The sequence below is a fragment of the Deltaproteobacteria bacterium genome, from assembly GCA_016875225.1.
In the GTDB taxonomy this organism is placed as follows: Bacteria; Myxococcota_A; UBA9160; order SZUA-336; family SZUA-336; genus VGRW01.
On record VGRW01000074.1, the window covers coordinates 1 to 16,585 of the forward strand.

At 71.4% G+C, this 16,585-nt stretch carries 14 protein-coding genes, 1 tRNA gene and 1 pseudogene; 7 read left to right on the forward strand and 9 right to left on the reverse strand.

What is annotated here, in order from left to right; translation table 11 throughout:
- The first annotated feature begins 899 nt into the window (after nt 1–899).
- Nucleotides 900–1,565, forward strand: a complete 666-nt coding sequence (locus FJ108_14730) for a hypothetical protein (GenBank protein MBM4337138.1) — start codon at nt 900–902, stop codon at nt 1,563–1,565.
- 10 nt (nt 1,566–1,575) lie between these two features.
- Here FJ108_14730 and FJ108_14735 read toward each other — a convergent pair whose 3' ends face one another.
- Both FJ108_14735 and FJ108_14740 read right to left on the reverse strand, forming a co-directional pair.
- Nucleotides 1,576–2,421 carry a PaaI family thioesterase gene (locus tag FJ108_14735; GenBank protein MBM4337139.1) on the reverse strand — a complete coding sequence of 282 codons (846 nt, stop codon included), beginning with the start codon at nt 2,419–2,421 and terminating at the stop codon, nt 1,576–1,578.
- A 3-nt stretch (nt 2,422–2,424) separates the two neighbouring features.
- A pseudogene (locus FJ108_14740) lies at nt 2,425–3,534 on the reverse strand (zinc-binding dehydrogenase).
- Nucleotides 3,535–3,591: 57 nt separating this feature from the next.
- On the opposite strand from FJ108_14740, the gene FJ108_14745 reads away from it, so the two are divergent.
- Nucleotides 3,592–4,467, forward strand: a complete 876-nt coding sequence (locus FJ108_14745; GenBank protein MBM4337140.1) for an alpha/beta hydrolase — start codon at nt 3,592–3,594, stop codon at nt 4,465–4,467.
- On the opposite strand, the gene FJ108_14750 is transcribed toward FJ108_14745, so the two are convergent.
- Nucleotides 4,438–5,235: a 1,4-dihydroxy-2-naphthoyl-CoA synthase gene (locus FJ108_14750; protein MBM4337141.1), complete on the reverse strand. Its 798-nt coding sequence runs from the start codon at nt 5,233–5,235 to the stop codon at nt 4,438–4,440. The genes FJ108_14745 and FJ108_14750 overlap by 30 nt on opposite strands.
- A 36-nt stretch (nt 5,236–5,271) precedes the next feature.
- On the opposite strand from FJ108_14750, the gene FJ108_14755 reads away from it, so the two are divergent.
- Nucleotides 5,272–6,471 (forward strand): CoA transferase, encoded by a 1,200-nt coding sequence (locus tag FJ108_14755; GenBank protein MBM4337142.1) that lies wholly within the window; start codon nt 5,272–5,274, stop codon nt 6,469–6,471.
- Nucleotide 6,472: 1 nt separating this feature from the next.
- On the opposite strand, the gene FJ108_14760 is transcribed toward FJ108_14755, so the two are convergent.
- The gene (locus FJ108_14760; GenBank protein ID MBM4337143.1) at nt 6,473–8,506 is read right to left on the reverse strand and encodes a tetratricopeptide repeat protein; all 2,034 of its coding nucleotides are present in this window, start codon (nt 8,504–8,506) and stop codon (nt 6,473–6,475) included.
- 52 nt (nt 8,507–8,558) lie between these two features.
- On the opposite strand from FJ108_14760, the gene moaA reads away from it, so the two are divergent.
- Genes moaA through FJ108_14775 form a run of 3 tightly spaced genes read left to right on the forward strand, consistent with a single transcriptional unit; the run spans nt 8,559 to nt 10,949 of the window.
- Entirely contained in the window at nt 8,559–9,596 is a 1,038-nt protein-coding gene (moaA, locus tag FJ108_14765; GenBank protein ID MBM4337144.1) for a GTP 3',8-cyclase MoaA, read from the forward strand.
- A gap of 10 nt (nt 9,597–9,606) precedes the next feature.
- Nucleotides 9,607–10,194 carry a hypothetical protein gene (locus tag FJ108_14770; protein ID MBM4337145.1) on the forward strand — a complete coding sequence of 196 codons (588 nt, stop codon included), beginning with the start codon at nt 9,607–9,609 and terminating at the stop codon, nt 10,192–10,194.
- Nucleotides 10,068–10,949 (forward strand): HDIG domain-containing protein, encoded by an 882-nt coding sequence (locus FJ108_14775; GenBank protein ID MBM4337146.1) that lies wholly within the window; start codon nt 10,068–10,070, stop codon nt 10,947–10,949. The genes FJ108_14770 and FJ108_14775 overlap by 127 nt, the downstream gene beginning before the upstream one ends.
- On the opposite strand, the gene cysN is transcribed toward FJ108_14775, so the two are convergent.
- The 5 genes from cysN to FJ108_14800 all read right to left on the reverse strand — a co-directional run bounded on the left by cysN (nt 10,946) and on the right by FJ108_14800 (nt 15,161).
- The gene (cysN, locus tag FJ108_14780; GenBank protein ID MBM4337147.1) at nt 10,946–12,880 is read right to left on the reverse strand and encodes a sulfate adenylyltransferase subunit CysN; all 1,935 of its coding nucleotides are present in this window, start codon (nt 12,878–12,880) and stop codon (nt 10,946–10,948) included. The two genes, FJ108_14775 and cysN, sit on opposite strands and share 4 nt — an antisense overlap.
- Nucleotides 12,881–12,883: 3 nt before the next feature.
- Nucleotides 12,884–13,792, reverse strand: coding sequence for a sulfate adenylyltransferase subunit CysD (gene cysD / locus FJ108_14785; GenBank protein ID MBM4337148.1), 909 nt, complete (start codon nt 13,790–13,792; stop codon nt 12,884–12,886).
- 43 nt (nt 13,793–13,835) lie between these two features.
- Nucleotides 13,836–13,911, reverse strand: a tRNA-Gly gene (locus tag FJ108_14790).
- Between the two features lie 37 nt (nt 13,912–13,948).
- Nucleotides 13,949–14,554, reverse strand: a complete 606-nt coding sequence (gene pgsA / locus FJ108_14795) for a CDP-diacylglycerol--glycerol-3-phosphate 3-phosphatidyltransferase (GenBank protein MBM4337149.1) — start codon at nt 14,552–14,554, stop codon at nt 13,949–13,951.
- Complete coding sequence (locus tag FJ108_14800; GenBank protein MBM4337150.1) at nt 14,535–15,161, reverse strand: lytic transglycosylase domain-containing protein; 627 nt, start codon at nt 15,159–15,161, stop codon at nt 14,535–14,537. The genes pgsA and FJ108_14800 overlap by 20 nt, the downstream gene beginning before the upstream one ends.
- A gap of 115 nt (nt 15,162–15,276) precedes the next feature.
- Here FJ108_14800 and nadB point away from each other — a divergent pair.
- Nucleotides 15,277–16,585: L-aspartate oxidase (gene nadB, locus FJ108_14805; protein MBM4337151.1), on the forward strand; the 1,309-nt coding region annotated here is incomplete at its 3' end.

The window sequence follows — 16,585 nt, forward strand, 5'->3', positions numbered from 1 at the left end:
CGACGTTCCTCACCACGTACATCGAGGGCGCGGGCTGCCTGACCTGCGGGATCGGCGGAATTCCCGTGGTCGGCAACACGCCCGCCATGCCTCCGAGCCAGGTTCACGCGTCCATTCAGGAGCTGATCGACCGGGTGGTCGAGAACGGTGGCCACGCGACGATCAATCACCCCGCGGGGGCGTCGAGCGCGTACATGCAGTACAGCGGCTTGGGCTCCGTGGAGATGTTCAACAACTACCACCGCAACGCGGACGACTTCGCGGGAAACGACGCCTACAGCAACCAGATGATGGCCATCTGGGACCACCTGCTCGAGCACAAGTCGCCCCGCATCTGGGGAGTCGCCTCGAACGACTGGTTCTCCGCCTGGACTCCGCTGGGCCAGACCTACTCCCCGACCCAGTTCGGGCCGGTGACGCCGCAGAACCGCGATCGCGGCAAGCTGCAGGTGCTGCTCCCGTCGTACGACCTCGAGTCGTACCGGGCCGCCTTCGAGGCCGGCGCGTTCTTCGCGATCGTCGAGGACAACGCGATCAAGGCCGCGTATCCGATCGTGACCAACGTCGCGGTCGGCTTCGACCGCATCACGATCTCGACCGCGATCGGCACCGAATCGATCCGCTGGATCGGCAATGGCAGCGTGCTCGCCTACACCCCGACGCTCGTCCTCGACGGTCTGCCCGACGGGCTCGTCTACGTGCGGGCCGAGATCAGCGACGGTGAGGGGCGCACCGTGTACACCCAGCCCTTCTCGCTCGGCGATCCCCTGCCCCCGCCTCCGGGCCCGCCGATTCCCGCGATGTCGCGCGGTGCGCTGGCTTGCCTCGCCCTGCTGCTGCTGGCCGCCGTGAGCCTGCGCTCCGCGTGGATCGACCGGAGCGCGTAGTACACTCGCCGCGTGCTCGCGAAGACGCTGCTCCTGCTCGCGCTCGGCTCGCCGGTGCTCGCGGCCGAGGACGCGCTTCCGCCGGTCGGCGCGGCGCCGTGCATCGCCTGCCGCGCCCCGGGCGTCGATCCGGCTGCGCTCTACTCGCCCGAAGAGTGGGGCGCGCTCCGGGACGGAGAGGTACTGCACGAGGACGGCGCCCGAGAGAGCGCTCCGGACGATCTCGAAGGCGCGACGCGTGCCGCGACCCTGATCCGGCGTCCACCCGCGCAGGTCTGGGTCGTGCTCACCGACTTCGAGCGCTGGCCGGAGTTCATGCCGCTGATCGACGAGACGCGCGTAGCGCGGCGAGACGGACCTCGGCTGCGGGTCGAGCAGCGCTACACGATCCTGTTCGTGGCCCTCGCGCACACCACGATCTACGACCTCGCCCCCGGCGAGGGACGGCTCTCCTGGCGGCTCGACGAAGAGGAGCCGCACGACATCGAAGCCAGCCGGGGCGAGTGGGATCTCGTCCCGATCGCCTCCGGCCGCGAGACGCTGGTGCGCTACGACGCGAAGATGAGTGCGGGCCGGGCGGTGCCGGAATTCGTGGAGCGGATGCTCCGGGGCCGCTCGCTCGAGCAGCTCCTCGCGGGCCTTCGCGCCGAGGTCGCGCGCCGCCATCCCGAGGACTGAGTCCGCGCTCCTAGACGACGATCCGGTAGATCACCGTGCCGCGCGCGCAGATCGCCATGTCGTCGCGGCGCGCGATCTCGACGTCGCTCCAGAGCAGCTCGCGGTCGCGGTGCACGCAGCGGCCGAAGGCGACCAGCTCGCCGCGTCCCGAAGGCGCGAGGATCTGCGCTTGGATCGCGGGGGTCGAGGCCTTGTAGCGACCCGCACCGGTCTCGGCCCAGGACGCCATCGCGCCGGTGGTGTCGAGCAGCGCGAGCACTGCTCCCTCGTGGACGGTTCCGTCCTGATCCGCGTTGGTGTCGAGGAAGGGCATGACCAGGCGCGACGTCCCGCCCGTCATGTGCTCGACGCGGATGCCGCGGTTTCCGATGAACGGCACCGCACCGATGTGCGGCCCCATCGACCCGGGCTCGCTGCGGCCGTGATCGCCGGGCGAGCGCGGCAGCGAGGCCTCGGGAGCGCCCAAACGCGCGCGCACCACCGCCGTCACGTGCGCGATCGGCTTTGCGTCCTCGGTCTCGATGTCGACCTCCGCGAAGCAGATCTCCTTGCCGCGCCGCAGCAGGCGGGCGCGCGCAAGGATCGTCTCTCCGATCGCGGCGGCCAGGTAGCTCACCTGCAGCCCGACCGAGTGCCAGGTTCCGGTGTCGGGGCCCAGCGCCGCGCGCGCGAGCGCCTGCGCGCCGATCGCGCCGAGCGACGCCGCGCAGCCCCCGTGCAGCGCCTTGCCGGGGTTCGAGTTCTCGTCCTTGTACGGCAGCCGGAGCAGCAGCGATTCCTCGCCGCGCTTCGCGAGCTCCACGCCCAGGAAGCGCGAGTACGGCGACTCCTCGATCCAGCTCGCGACGAAGTCCATGCGCTAGCCCCGGCCCGGCACGAGACAGGAGTGGATCGACTCCTCGCCCGGGATCTGGCGCGCGAGCATGCGGATTGCGCGCTCCGCGTCGCGAAGCGGGAAGTCGTGAGTGTGCATCTCCGCGATCGGCGTCGCGCGCGACTCGATCATCCGGATCGCGGCGCGGTAGGCCGAAGAAGTCACTCCAATCGCGCCAAACACGCGGATCTCCTTCATCACGATCTTGTCGGAGACGAACTCCGGCACCGGTTTGAACCCCTTCACCCCCGCGAGCACGATGGCGCCGCCGGGAGCGACGTAGTCGAGCGCGGCGGCGACCGGCTCGAGCGCGTACGAGGAGACGTCGACGACCAGATCCGCGCCGCGCCCGTTCGACAGCTCGCGGATCCGGCTTCGCGCGTCCTCCCGCTCGACGTCGATCGCGTGGTCGGCGCCGAACCTCCGCGCGAGCTCGAGTTTGCGCGCGTCGGCTCCGAGCCCCGTGACGATGATCGTGCCCGCGCCCACCGAGCGGCACGCGAGCACGCTCGCGAGCCCGCGCTGTCCCGGCCCGAGGATCACGACCGTGTCGCCCGGCTTCGTCTGCGGAATCTCGACCGCCCAGCGAAATCCCGCCCCGAGCGGGTTGAACATCACCGCAAGCGATGCCGGCAGCGTCTCGTCGACCTTGTGCAGCACGCTGTTCGGGTGCAGCCACATGTACTCGGCGTAGGCGCCGTACAGGCCGGGCGCTTGCGAGAGCGGGATGTAGGAGTAGATCAGCCGCTTCTTTTACAGGTGCGAGCGCCCGGCCAGGCACGGCGCGCAGAAGCGACACGAGATCATGTTCTCGACCGCGACGCGGTCGCCGACGTCTACGCCCCAGCGGCGGGCCGCGCGGTCGCCGATCTTCGCGATCCGCCCGAGCGGCTCGTGGCCCGGGATCACGGGGACCGGCGTCCGAAGCATTCCCTCGAACTGCTCGTAGTCGCTGCCGCAGATCCCGCACGCCTCGACGCGCAGGATGGCGCCGTCGTCGTCGATCTCGGGGATCTCGAGCTCCCGCAGCTCGAGCGCGCGCGGGCCGGTGAGCACCATCGCAGCCGTGCGCCTCGGAACGGTCTCGCTCGCCATCTCGCAGCGGATTATGTGCGAAGATCGCCCGGGCCACAGATCGAGAGGGATTCCGGAATGCGACTCGTGCCGGAGCGCCGCGTCTTCCACACCCGCGCGGGGCTCGCGCTGGTCGCCGACGCGTACGGCGATCCCGGCGCGCGTCCGGTCGTGCTCGCCCACGGAGGCGGGCAGACGCGCCACGCCTGGGGCGGCGCGGCCGCGGCGCTCGCGCGGCGGGGCTGGTACGCGCTCGCGATCGACCTGCGCGGACACGGCGAGAGCCAGTGGTCGCCGGCCGGCGAGTACGACTTCGAGGTCTTCGCAGAAGACCTTGCGGACGTCGCCGCTTCGCTCGATCAGTCGCCGGTGCTCGTCGGCGCGTCTCTGGGCGGGCTCGCCGCGATCCTCGCGCAGGGCGGAGCGGAGCGCGGGCCGTTCTCGGCCGTGGTGCTGGTCGACGTGACTCCGCGCCTCGAGCTCGACGGCGTGGCGCGGATCCGCAGCTTCATGACGGAGCACCTCGAGCGCGGCTTCGCGACGCTCGAGGAGGCAGCCGACGCGGTCGCGGCCTACCAGCCGCAGCGCGTGCGCGAGCGGAACCTGGCGGGGCTGGAGAAGAACCTGCGCCGCGGCGACGACGGCCGCTGGCGCTGGCACTGGGATCCGCGCTTCATGAATCGCGAGTCGCGGCTCTCGCCCGAGGTCACGGGTCTGCGCCTCACCGACGCTGCGCGGAACCTGCGCGTGCCGACCCTGCTCGTGCGCGGGCGGATGAGCGAGCTGGTGAGCGAGGGCAGCGTGCGAGAGTTCCTCGAGCTCGCGCCGCACGCACAGTTCGTCGACGTCTCCGGCGCCGGCCACATGGTCGCCGGCGACCGCAACGACGTGTTCAGCGACGCGGTGATCGGATTCCTGGCCGAGCTAGCGCCGGAACTTCGCGAAGTCGGGTGAGCGCTTCTCGTTGAACGCGACCACGCCCTCGCGCGCCTCGTCGGTCGCGACGAACAGGTCGAGCGAGTCGAAGGCGAGCGCGCCGATGCCCGCGATCGACTCGCTGTCGGCGTTGAAGCTGTGCTTCAACACTCTTAGCGCCGTCGGGCTCTTCGCGAGCATCTCGTCGGCCCAGCGGCGCACCTCGTCGCGAAGCGCCTGCTTCGGCACCACCGCGTTCACCAGCCCCCAGCGCTCCATCGTCGCGGCGTCGTAGAGCCGGCACAGGTACCAGACCTCGCGCGCGCGCTTCTCGCCGAGGATTCGCGCGAGGTACGCGCTGCCGAAGCCCGCGTCGAACGAGCCGACCTTCGGCCCCGACTGGCCGAAGCGCGCATGATCGGCCGCGATCGTCAGATCGCAGAGCACGTGCAGCACGTGCCCGCCGCCGACCGCGGCGCCGTTCACCGCGGCGATCACCGGCTTGGGAATCTCGCGGATCACGCGGTGCAGGGTCTCGACCTCGAAGATGCCGGTCTCCGACGGCCCGTAGTCGCCCGTCTCCTGGCGCTGCTTCTGGTCGCCGCCGGCGCAGAACGCCTGATCTCCGGCGCCGGTGAGCACGACCACCCCGACGGCCGCGTCGGTCCAGGCCGCCTTGAAGCAGCGGATCAGCTCGTCGACGGTGCGCGCGCGAAAGGCGTTGAAGCGCTTGGGCCGGTCGATCGTGATCCACGCCACGCCGCGCTCGATCTCGTAGCGGACATCCTCGAGCTCCGTGAGTTCCATCCGTCTGCTCCTCGCCGCGCGGTAGACTCGCGCCCCATGCCAGACCCGAACGACTCCTCCGCAACGTCGCCGCTCGCCGGCCTGATCGTCGTCGATCTTACACGCGTTCTCGCCGGACCCGTGTGCGGGCGGATCCTGGCCGACCTGGGCGCGGACGTGATCAAGATCGAGCCGCCCGACGGCGATCTCTCGCGCGAGATCGCTCCCAAGCGCGACCGCGGGAACTCCGGCCTGTACACGCTGGCCAACGCGGGAAAGCGCAACGTCTCGATTGATCTCGCCCGTCCGGGCGCGCGCGAGCTCGTGCTCGCGCTGTACGCGCGCGCGGACGTCGTGCTCGAGAACTTCCGCCCCGGCGTCGCCGACCGGCTCGGGGTCGGCTGGGCGGCGCTCCGCGAGGCGAACCCGCGCGCGATCTACTGCGCGCTCTCGGGCTTCGGCTCCGCCTCCGCGTACCGCGACAAGGGCGCCTTCGCCCCGATGATGCACGCGGTCACCGGCGTGCTCGAGTGGGAAGCGCGCTGCTCGGGCCTTCCGCTCGCGCAGATCGCCGACAACAAGGCCGACATGGCCGCGGGGATGCACGGCGCGATCGCGGTCCTGGCGGCGCTCGTGCGGCGCTTCGCAAGCGGCCGCGGCGAGCGGATCGAGGTGCCGCTCTTCGACGCGCTGCTCGCGACCTACAGCGAGACCGCCTACGCGCTCCTTCCCGAGCCGGAGCCGCGCGAGGAGTCGCGCCTCTTCGACGCGGGCCCCCACGGCTTCGTCGCGATCGCGGGCACGCCGCAGAACGCGTGGATGCGCTTCCGCGAGCACACGAGAGCGGTCGATCCCGCGCGAGCCGACGCGGACGTCCCGACCAAGGCGCGCCTGCGCCACGCGGCGATCGAGGCCTGGATGCGCGCGCAGCCGAGCCCCGAGTCGATCGAGGCGCAGCTCGAGCAGGCGGGGCTCTCGATCGGCCGGGTCGTGACGCTCCCCGAAGCGCTGCACGGGCCGATCGCGAGCGAGCGCGGCCTGCTCCAGGAAATCGACGACGGCCGCGGCGGGACGCGCGAGGTGGTGCGCGCGCCGTACTACTTCGACGGCCAGACCTGCCCGGTCCGCCGGCCGGCGCCGTCGCGCGGGCAGCACAACGCCGAGGTCCTGCGCGAGCTGCTCGGCTGGGACGATTCCCGCGTGCGGGAGCTCGAGACCGCGGGCGTGCTCGTCGCGGCGCCCGCGAGCTCGCGCTGAATCAAGGTGCGCCGCCGCCAGGGCCGACCCGCTCCAGACCCTCGCGCGCGAGCGCGGCGAGCGGCGAGCCGGAAGGCTCCGCGCGCAGGACGTCCCGGTAGCCCGCGCGCGCCTCGTCGATCCGGCCCAGGCCTTCGCGCGCCGTCGCGGCGTTGAGACTCGCGGTGGGAAATCCTGGAACCCTCGAGAGCGCGCGCTCCAGGTGGACGAGCGCGTCGGCGAACTCCCCCGCCTGGAGCAGACCCGCGCCGAGATTCGCCTCGAAGCTCGGGTCTCCGGGCCGGAGCGACAGCGCTTCGCGGTAATGCGCGATCGCCTCCGCGCTGCGCCGGTGCGCGACGAACGCGTTTCCGAGATCGTTGTGCGCGTCGGCATGGCGCGGATCGAGCGCCAGCGCGCGCTGAAACGCGGCGATCGCCTCGTCGCCGCGCGCGAGCGCGGCGAGCGCGAGCCCGCGGCTCACGTGCGCGTCGGCGAGCTCGGGGGCGGTGGCGATCACCGCATCGCAGCGCGCGAGCGCGCGCGCCGGATCGCCCGTCTCGCGCAGCGCGTCGGCGAGCTTCAGGCTCGCCTGCGGGAAGTCGGGCGCCGCTGCGACCGCGCGCTCGAGCTCGGCAATCGCCTCGCGCGCGCGGCCGCGCTCGAGCAGCTCGCTCCCCACGCTGAAGTGCGTGATCGCGACGTCGCTCTCCCCGACCAGCGGCAGGTGCGCGAACGCCGCGACGAGCGCGGCGACCGCTCCGAGCCCGAGCGCGCGCCGGAGTTCGCGCGCGCGCAGAGCGTCGAGCAGCGCCGCGATTCCCGCCGCCGCAAACAGCATCAGCGCGGGCACGAGCGTGAACCGGTAGCGCGCGAAGACGAAGAAGAGCGCAACGCTGCCGGCGAGCAGCGCGATCGTCGCCCAGAGCACCCAGAGCCGGCGCGCGTCCCTGCGCGTGGCGAGCACCCCGATCGCCGCGAGCGGAGCGAGCACGCCGAAGCCGAACAAGACGTGCAGTCCGCGTAGAAGCGGCGAGTGCGCCGAGTACGCCGCGATTCCCTCGGTGTCGGGCAGCTCGCGCGCGTTCCAGACCAGCGCCCATTTCCGCGCGAGCAGGCGCAGCCACGCGAGCGGCTGCTCGCGCGCGAAGGCCAGCGCGCGATCCCGGAAGTGATCCGACACCTCGGCGGGCGAGAGCGCGCGTCCCTGCGCCTGCTCGGCGAGCGCTCGCGCGTCGTCGCGCTCGTACAGCGCGCTGCCGCGGCCGGGCCGGAGCGGCTCGTAGCGCCCGGTCGCCCCGGGGTGGTTTCCGATCCAGAGGTTCGGCCCGAGCTGCGAGGTCGTGAGCAGGAAGTGGCCGCCGATCGCCTGGTTGCGAAGGCCGACGGGCAGAAGCGGCAGCGCAAGACCGACGGCGAGCAGACCGAGCGCGAGCAGGCGTCGGGGCGCCGGCCGCTCGGGACCGGCTAGCACGACGAAGACCGCGGCGAGCGGCGCAAGCACCAGCGCGTTCTCGCGCAGCAGCGCCAGGAGTCCTAGCGCGACTCCCGCGCCGAGCGCGACGAGGGGCCGATCCCGATCCACCAGCCGAGCGAACGCGAGCAGCACGAGCGCGGTCGCGAAGCCGTCGAGCGCGGCCTTCTGGATCAGCCCGTCGAAGAAGATCGCGGGCGCGTAGAGCGCGAGCCCGACTCCGGCGAGGATTCCCGTGCGGCGATCGAAGAAGGCCGTGCCGGCAGCGGCCAGAAGCGCGCAGGCGCACGAGCCGAGCCCCGCCTGCACCAGCCGCGCGACCCACGGGCCGTCACCGAAAAGCGTCGCCAGCACGCCGAGGAAGTACGGGTAGAGCGGCGCCTGGTAGAAGACCTCGCGTCCGAGCCAGTCGCCTGCGGCCAGCTCTCTGGCCCAGGCGAGGTACACCCGGGCGTCGCCCACCGGGGTCGTGAAGAGCGCCGTCTCGTGCCAGCTCCACAGGTAGGCGAGCCGCAAAGCGAGCGCGAGCGCGAAGACCCCCCCGTAGGGCGCAAGCGCGCGGAGACGATCGGGAATCGGCATTCCCCCCAAGGATAAGCCGGCCGATTCGCTGTGCTACGCTGCGCGGACGGCCATGAGCGAGCCCTCCCCCGCGACCGAAACGCCGCTGCTCACCGACCGCCGCGAGCGCGCGCTGCGCGACCTGCGCATCTCCGTCACCGATCGCTGCAACTTCCGCTGCCCGTACTGCATGCCCGCGGAGATCTTCGGCGACCGCTACGAGTTCCTGCCCAAGCAGGCGATCCTGTCCTTCGAGGAGATCGAGCGGCTGACGCGGATCTTCCTCGGCCTGGGTGTGCGCAAGATCCGCATCACCGGCGGAGAGCCGCTGGTGCGCGCGCAGCTCCCGGATCTGGTGCGGCGGCTCGCATCGCTCGAGGGCGCACGGGATCTCGCGCTCACGACCAACGGCTTCCTGCTCGCGGACCTGGCCGAGCCGCTCGAGAAGGCGGGGCTGCGAAGAGTGACCGTGAGCCTGGACAGCCTGGACGAGGCCGTCTTCGCGCGCATGAACGGCCGCGGGCTGTCGCTCGAACGCGTGCTCGCGGGGATCGAGGCGGCCGAGCGGGCGGGGCTTGCGCCGATCAAGCTCAACTGCGTGGTCCAGCGCGGCGTGAACGAGGACTCGCTGGTCGCGCTGGTGCGCCGGTTCCGCGGCACCGGACACGTGGTCCGCTTCATCGAGTTCATGGACGTGGGGACGCTGAACCGCTGGGACATGACGCAGGTCGTGCCCGCCGCCGAGATCCGCGACCGGATCGCCGCGGAGTTCCCGCTGGTCCCGCTCGAGCCGAACTACCGCGGCGAGGTCGCGCGGCGCTACGGCTTCGCGGACTCGAGCGGCGAGATCGGCATCATCGCCTCGGTCACCCAGCCGTTCTGCGGCGACTGCACGCGCGCGCGGCTCTCCGCGGACGGGCGGCTCGTCACCTGCCTGTTCGCCTCGACGGGAACCGATCTGAAGACGCCGCTCCGCGCCGGCGCGAGCGACGCGGAGATCGCGCAGATCGCCGCGCGCGTCTGGGGCGGGCGCAGCGACCGCTACTCCGAGGAGCGCGCGGAGAACACGAGCGGCCGCGCGAAGATCCAGATGTACCAGATCGGCGGCTAGGCGCGCCGGAATGGATCCGAGGATCGTCGAAGTTGCGCGCGCGGTCGCCGCGGCCGGTGGGCGCGCGCTGCTGGTCGGCGGCTACGTGCGCGACCGCGTGCGCGGGATCGAGTCCGGCGAAGTCGACATGGAGATCTACGGGCTCGAGCTCGGCCCGCTCGAGCGCCTGCTCGCGCGCTTCGGCGAGGTGATCGCGATCGGCCGCGCCTTCGGCGTTCTGCAGGTGAAGGGCCTCGGCGTGGACTTCGCGCTGCCGCGGCTCGACTCGAAGACCGGCGCGGGCCACAAGGGCTTCGAAGTGCGCTGCGACCCCGGGCTCGACTTCGCGACCGCCGCGCGCCGCCGCGACCTGACGATCAACAGCATGGGGCTCGACCCGCTGACCGGCGAGCTGCTCGACCCGCACGGCGGCGTGCGCGACCCCCGACCGACCCCGCGCACTTTCCGGACGACCCGCTTCGCGGGCTTCGCGTGGCGCAGTTCGCCGCGCGCTTCGAGATGCGCGCCGACCCTGATCTGCTTCGGCTCTGCGCCTCGCTCGACCTCGCCGAGCTCTCGGGCGAGCGGGTGCTCGGGGAGTGGCGCAAGCTGCTCCTGAAGGGCGTGCGACCTTCGCTCGGCACCGAGATCCTGCGCACGACCGGGCTGCTGCGCTTCTTCCCCGAGCTCGCGGCGCTGGCCGGCGTGCCGCAGGATCCGGACTGGCACCCGGAGGGCGACTGCTGGGTGCACAACCAGCTGGTTCTCGACGAGGCCGCTCGACTCTGCGACGGCGGCGCCGACGACGAGGCGCTGATGTTCGGCGCGCTGCTCCACGACGTCGGAAAGCCCGTGACGACCGCGACGACGGACGGCCGCGTGCGTTCGCCCGGCCACGACGTGCGCGGCGTCGCGATCGCCGCCGCGTTCCTCGAGCGGATGCGCGCGCCGGGCGACCTCGTGCTCCGCGTGGGCGGACTGGTCGAGCACCACCTGGCGCCCGCGCTCTTCGCCAAGAACGCGGCCAGCGCCAAGGGCTACCGCAGGCTGGCGCGGAAGCTCGCCGCGGCGAAGCTCACCGCGGAGCTGCTCGAGCGCGCGGCGCGCGCGGACCACTTCGGGCGCACGACCGAGGACGCGCTGCTGCGCGAGTTCCCGGCCGGCGACGAGTTCCTCGCGCGCATGCGCGAGCTCTCGATCGACCGCTCGCCGCCGCGCGACGCCGTGCTCGGCCGCCATCTGATCGCGCGCGGCATGCGGCCGGGGCGCGAGTTCGGCGAGATCCTCGAGCGCTGCCGCGAGCTGCAGGACGAGACGGGCTGGACCGATCCCGAGCAGATCCTCGCGCAGGTGCTCGGCGCGAAGCCGGGCTAGATCCGGCCTCGGCTCTCGAGCAGGCGCACCAGCCGGTCGACGCACGCGTCGACGTCGAGCTCGTGCGTCGGCAGGACCAGATCGGGCGCGATCGGCGCCTCGTAGGGCGCGGACACGCCCGGAAACTGCGGGATCTCGCCCGAGTCGGCGCGCGCGTACATGCCGCCGGTCTCGCGCTCGCGGCAGACTCCGAGCGGCGCGGACAGGTGGACCTCGAGAAAGCGCTCCGCGCCGATCGTGTCGCGAACCAGCTCGCGCACGCTCGCGCTCGGCGCCAGGAACGCGCAGATGCAGATCAGCCCCGACTGGTTCGCCACGCGCGCGAGCTCGGCTGCGCGGCGCAGATTCTCGGAGCGCTCGACCGAGCTGAAGCCGAGGTCCCGGCTGATGCCGAGCCGCAGGTTCTCGCCGTCGAGCACCATCACCTGTCGCGCGGCGTCGAAGAGCCGTCGCTCGAGCGCGTAGGCGAGCGTCGTCTTGCCCGCGCCGGTGAGCCCGGTGAGCAGGAGCGTGGTCGGCTTCTGGCCGAGCCGCTCCGCGCGCTCCTCGCTCGAGACGGGACTCGTCTGCCTGCGCAGCAGGTCGCTCGCGGGCTCGACCTCCCAGAAAGAGCGACCGCGCTCCGGGCCGGACTGCCGCTGCAGGATCATTCCCGCGCCGACGGTGCCGTTCGTGACGCGATCGATCAGGATGAACGCGCCCGTGGTGCGATTGCGCGAGTACGCGTCGAAAGGGATCGCGCGAGAGAGCGAGATCTGGCAGCGCCCGACCTCGTTCAGGTGCAAGCCCTCGGTCGGCTTCTGCTCGAGCGTGTTCACGTCGACGGCGTAGTGGATGCGCGCGACCGATCCGCCCACCAGGCTGTGGGTGTGCTTGAAGAAATACTGCCGGTCGACGGCCAGCGGCTCCTCCGCCATCCAGACCAGCATCGCCTCGAAGTCGCGTTCGATCCGCGGCAGGTTGCCCGGGCGCACGATCATGTCGCCGCGCGAGACGTCGATCTCGTCGGCGAGCGTGACGTTGATCGCCTGCGGCGGCACGGCCTCGTCCAGATCGCCGTCGAAGGTCACGATCCGCTTCACGCGGCTGGTGGTTCCCGTCGGCACCACGAGCACCTCGTCGCCGGGGCGAAGCGTGCCCGAGGCGAGCGTGCCGGCGTAGCCGCGGAAGTCCAGGTTCGGCCGGCTCACGTACTGCACCGGGAGGCGCAGGTCGGCCAGGTTCCGGTCGGCGCTCACGCGCACGTTCTCGAGGTAGGCGAGCAGCGGTCCGCCCTGCCACCACGGCATCTTCGCGCTCGCCTCGACCACGTTGTCGCCGAGCAGCGCCGAGATCGGCAGGAAGTGCAGGTCGGGGATGTCCAGCCGCGCGGCGAAGCTCTCGTAGTCGGCGCGGATCCGCTCGAAGACGTCGGCCGAGAAATCGACCAGGTCCATCTTGTTCACCGCCACCACGACGTGGCGCAGGCCCAGCAGCGCGACGATGAAGCTGTGGCGCCGGGTCTGCTGCAGAACGCCCTTTCGCGCGTCGATCAGGATCACCGCGAGATCGCAGTTCGACGCGCCGGTCGCCATGTTCCGCGTGTACTGCTCGTGACCCGGGCAATCGGCGATGATGAACTTGCGCTTCTCGGTCGAGAAGTAGCGGTACGCGACGTCGATCGTGATGCCCTGCTCGCGCTCGGCCTTGAGGCCGTCCATCAGCAGCGCGAGGTCGAGCTCGCCGCCGGTGGTGCCTTCCTTCTTCGAGTCGCGCGCCACGGCCGCGAGCTGGTCCTCGTAGACCAGCTTGGTGTCGTGCAGCAGCCGGCCGATCAGCGTGCTCTTGCCGTCGTCGACGCTGCCGCAGGTGAGCAGGCGCAGCAGCTCCTTCCTCTCGTGGCGGTCGAGGTACGCCTCGACCTCGCCGGGCGCGAGCGAGCGGTCGAACATGGACTAGAAGTACCCCTCGCGCTTCTTGCGCTCCATCGAGGCCTCTTCGTCGTAGTCGATCACCCTGCCCTGCCGCTCCGAGACGCGCGCCAGCAGCATCTCGCCGATCACGTCGGGGAGGGTCTCGGCGTCGGACTCGATCGCGCCCGAGAGCGGGTAGCAGCCGAGCGTGCGGAAGCGGATCTTGCGCATGACCGGCGTCTCGCCCGGCAGCAGCCGGAAGCGCTCGTCGTCGACCATGATGATGTTCCCGTCGCGGAGCACGGTCGGGCGCATCGCTGCGAAGTAGAGCGGCACGACGGGGATCCCCTCGCGGTGCACGTACAGCCAGGTGTCGAGCTCGGTCCAGTTCGACATCGGGAAGACCCGGATCGACTCACCTTTGTGTACCCGGCCGTTGTACAGGTTCCACAGCTCCGGCCGCTGGTTCTTGGGATCCCACTGGTGGTTCCGGTCGCGGAACGAGTAGACGCGCTCCTTGGCGCGCGACTTCTCCTCGTCGCGGCGCGCGCCGCCGAAGGCCGCGTCGAAGCCCCACTTCTCGAGCGCCTGGATCAGCCCCTGGGTCTTCATGATCGTGGTGTAGACGTTCGAGCCGTAGTCGAACGGGTTCACGCCCTTGGCGCGCGCCTCTTCGTTCACGTGGACCCGCAGCTCCAGGCCGTTCTCGCGACAGAAGCGCTCGCGGAACTCGTACATGGCGCGGAACTTCCAGGTCGTATCGACGTGGAGCAGCGGGAACGGCACGCGGCCGGGGTGGAAGGCCTTTCGCGCCAGGTGCGCGAGCACCCCGGAGTCCTTCCCGATCGAGTACAGCATCACCGGGTTGCGGAACTCCGCCGCCACCTCCCGGATGATGTGGATCGACTCCGCCTCGAGCGCCTGAAGATGACTTGGGGTTTTCGAGGACATGGGCTACGCGCCCGGCAGGCCGGCGCGGCCAGGCCTGAGAGGATGGAGCACGAGACCGGACTCGAACCGGCGACAACCACGTTGGCAACGTGGAGCTCTACCAACTGAGCTACTCGTGCTTGGTAGCCGACTGTATGCGATCGGGCCGCCCGACCGTCAAGGGCGGGCCCGACCGGCCAGGTAGGCGGCGAAGTACTCGTAGCCGGACCAGACCGTGAGCCCGGTGGCGATGATCAGCAGCACCAGGCCGAGCTCCTGGACCGGCAGCCCGAGCAGCGGGAAGTGCACCAGCAGCGCCGTCAGCGCTGCGATCTGGAAGCCGGTCTTCCACTTTCCGAGCGGCGACGCCCCGATCACCACGCCCTCCGCGCTCATCATCGCGCGCAGGGCCGTGACGGCGAACTCGCGCCCGAGGATCGCGATCACCAGCGGCAGCGCCCAGCTGGGGATCCTCCCGACCGCGACGAGCATCACGAACGCGGTCATCACCAGGAACTTGTCCGCGAGCGGGTCGAGCAGCTTGCCGATCCGGCTCTCGGTTCCGTGGAGGCGCGCGAGATAGCCGTCGAGCAGATCGGTGAGCGAGATCGCGAGGAAGCCGAAGCCCATGATCGCGCTCCACGCCGGCCCCTCGAACCAGGGCAGCAGGAGCAGCAGCGGCGTCAGCCCGATCCGCAGCAGAGTGATCGCGTTCGGGAGGTTCCAGAAGTTCTCGGTCACGGCTCCGACCGCGCGCGTCGCGCTATCTGCGGAAGTCGGCATGGTACTTCTTGTACAGCCGGAGCACCCGCTCGACGTAGCTGAGGGTCTCTTCGTACGGGGGCACGCCCCCGTGGCGCGTCACGGCCTCCGGGCCGGCGTTGTACGCCGCGACGGCCAGCGAGAGCTTTCCGGGAAAGCGTTCGATCATCTGTCCCAGGTAGCGCGTCCCCCCGTCGATGTTCTGCCACGGGTCCAGCGCGTCGTCCACCCCCAGATCTCGCGCGGTCCCCGGCATGAGCTGCATCAGACCCTGCGCGCCCTTGCGCGAAACCGCGTACGGGTCGAAGCCGGACTCGGCGGCGATCACCGCCTTCACGAGCGCTGCCGAGACGCCGTGCGCGCGCGAGGCCCGCTTGATCGCCGGGTCGTAGGCCAGCGCCTGCCGGCTCGGCGGACGCGCCGCGTGCGAGGCCGAGCGCAGCGCGTACTCGCTCTTGGGCTGGTAGCGCGAGAAGCCCTCGTGGGTCGGAGCATCGGAGAAGTAGGTGCGACCGTACGGGTCCTTGTAGACGAAGATCTGCGCGTCGGCCGCGCGCGCGAGCGCGAGCGTGAGCAGAGCGGCCAGGACTCCGCCTGCGGCAAGTGCTCTCGTTGCAGCTCGAGCCATTCCCGTCCCCGAGGCCTCCGCGTGACGCGAGGATCGCTCCCCGTCCATCGGCGTGCGGCTCCGTGCGATGTAGGCCCGCTGGCCGGCCGTGAGGCTCGGGGCTTAGACTGCCGGCGTGACGCGCCAGAGCGACTTTCTCGTGATCGGCAGCGGAATCGCGGGGCTCTCCTTCGCGTTGCGCGCGGCCGAGCTCGGGACCGTGACGGTGGTGACGAAAAAGGGCACCGCCGAGTCCGCGACGAACTACGCGCAGGGCGGAATCGCGGCGGTGCTGGGTCCGGAGGACTCGTTCGAGGACCACGTGAGCGACACGCTGGTCGCCGGCGCGGGCCTGTGCCGCGAGGCGGCGGTTCGCTTCGTGGTCGAGCACGGGCCCGAGGCGGTGCGCAGCCTGATCGACCTGGGCGTCCGCTTCGACGCCAGCCGCGAGGCCCCCGGCTTCGATCTCGGCCGCGAGGGCGGGCACTCGCGAAGGCGCGTCCTGCACGCGGCCGACTTCACGGGACAGGAGATCGAGCGCGTGCTCGTCGAGCGCTGCGAAGCCCACCCTCGCATCGAGCTTCTGGCGAACCGGATCAGCATCGACCTCGTGACCACCCGCAAGCTCGGAGCGCCGGGGCGAGCGCGGATCTGCGGCGCCTACGTGATGGACGAGGAGTCGGGTCGGGTCGAGCGCTGCCGCGCGCGAATCGTTCTGCTCGCGACCGGCGGCTGCGGGAAGACCTACCTGTACACGAGCAACCCGGACATCGCCTCGGGAGACGGCATCGCCATGGCGTTCCGGGCCGGCGCCACGGTCGCGAACCTGGAATTCATGCAGTTCCATCCGACCTGCCTGTTCCACCCCGAGGCGCGCTCGTTCCTGATCAGCGAGGCGGTCCGCGGCGAAGGCGCCGTGCTGCGCAACCGCAGCGGCGAGGCCTTCATGCCCCGCTACGACGAGCGCGCCGATCTCGCGCCGCGGGACGTGGTCGCGCGCTCGATCGACTTCGAGCTGAAGCGCTCCGGCGACGACTGCGTCTTCCTCGACTGCACGGTGCTCGACCCCGCCTTCGTGCGCTCGCGCTTTCCGAACATCCACGAGCGCTGCCTGCAGTACGGCTTCGACATGACCAAGCAGCCGATCCCGGTGGTTCCGGCGGCGCACTACGCCTGCGGCGGCGTGCGCACGGACCTCCACGGCGAGACCGACATCGAGAACCTGTTCGCCGCGGGCGAGGTCGCGTCGACCGGGCTGCACGGCGCGAACCGGCTGGCCTCGAACTCGCTGCTCGAGGGCGTCGTCTTCGCGCGCGCCGCGGCCGAGGCGTCGATCGCGCGGCTTCGCGAGACCGGAGACTTCCCGCCCGATTTCCCGGAATGGGATCCGGGCCGCGCGGTCGATCCGACCGAGGAAGTGCTGGTGAACGCGAACTGGGACGGGG

Bases quoted from the DNA above. Each gene is read 5' to 3' on its own strand.
- FJ108_14760 (MBM4337143.1), bottom strand. From the start codon at position 8,506: ATGCCGATTCCCGATCGTCTCCGCGCGCTTGCGCCCTACGGGGGGGTC.
- cysD (MBM4337148.1), bottom strand. From the start codon at position 13,792: ATGTCCTCGAAAACCCCAAGTCATCTTCAGGCGCTCGAGGCGGAGTCG.
- cysN (MBM4337147.1), bottom strand. From the start codon at position 12,880: ATGTTCGACCGCTCGCTCGCGCCCGGCGAGGTCGAGGCGTACCTCGAC.
- FJ108_14750 (MBM4337141.1), bottom strand. From the start codon at position 5,235: ATGGAACTCACGGAGCTCGAGGATGTCCGCTACGAGATCGAGCGCGGC.
- moaA (MBM4337144.1), top strand. From the start codon at position 8,559: ATGAGCGAGCCCTCCCCCGCGACCGAAACGCCGCTGCTCACCGACCGC.
- FJ108_14800 (MBM4337150.1), bottom strand. From the start codon at position 15,161: ATGGCTCGAGCTGCAACGAGAGCACTTGCCGCAGGCGGAGTCCTGGCC.
- FJ108_14745 (MBM4337140.1), top strand. From the start codon at position 3,592: ATGCGACTCGTGCCGGAGCGCCGCGTCTTCCACACCCGCGCGGGGCTC.
- FJ108_14755 (MBM4337142.1), top strand. From the start codon at position 5,272: ATGCCAGACCCGAACGACTCCTCCGCAACGTCGCCGCTCGCCGGCCTG.
- FJ108_14770 (MBM4337145.1), top strand. From the start codon at position 9,607: ATGGATCCGAGGATCGTCGAAGTTGCGCGCGCGGTCGCCGCGGCCGGT.
- FJ108_14735 (MBM4337139.1), bottom strand. From the start codon at position 2,421: ATGGACTTCGTCGCGAGCTGGATCGAGGAGTCGCCGTACTCGCGCTTC.
- pgsA (MBM4337149.1), bottom strand. From the start codon at position 14,554: ATGCCGACTTCCGCAGATAGCGCGACGCGCGCGGTCGGAGCCGTGACC.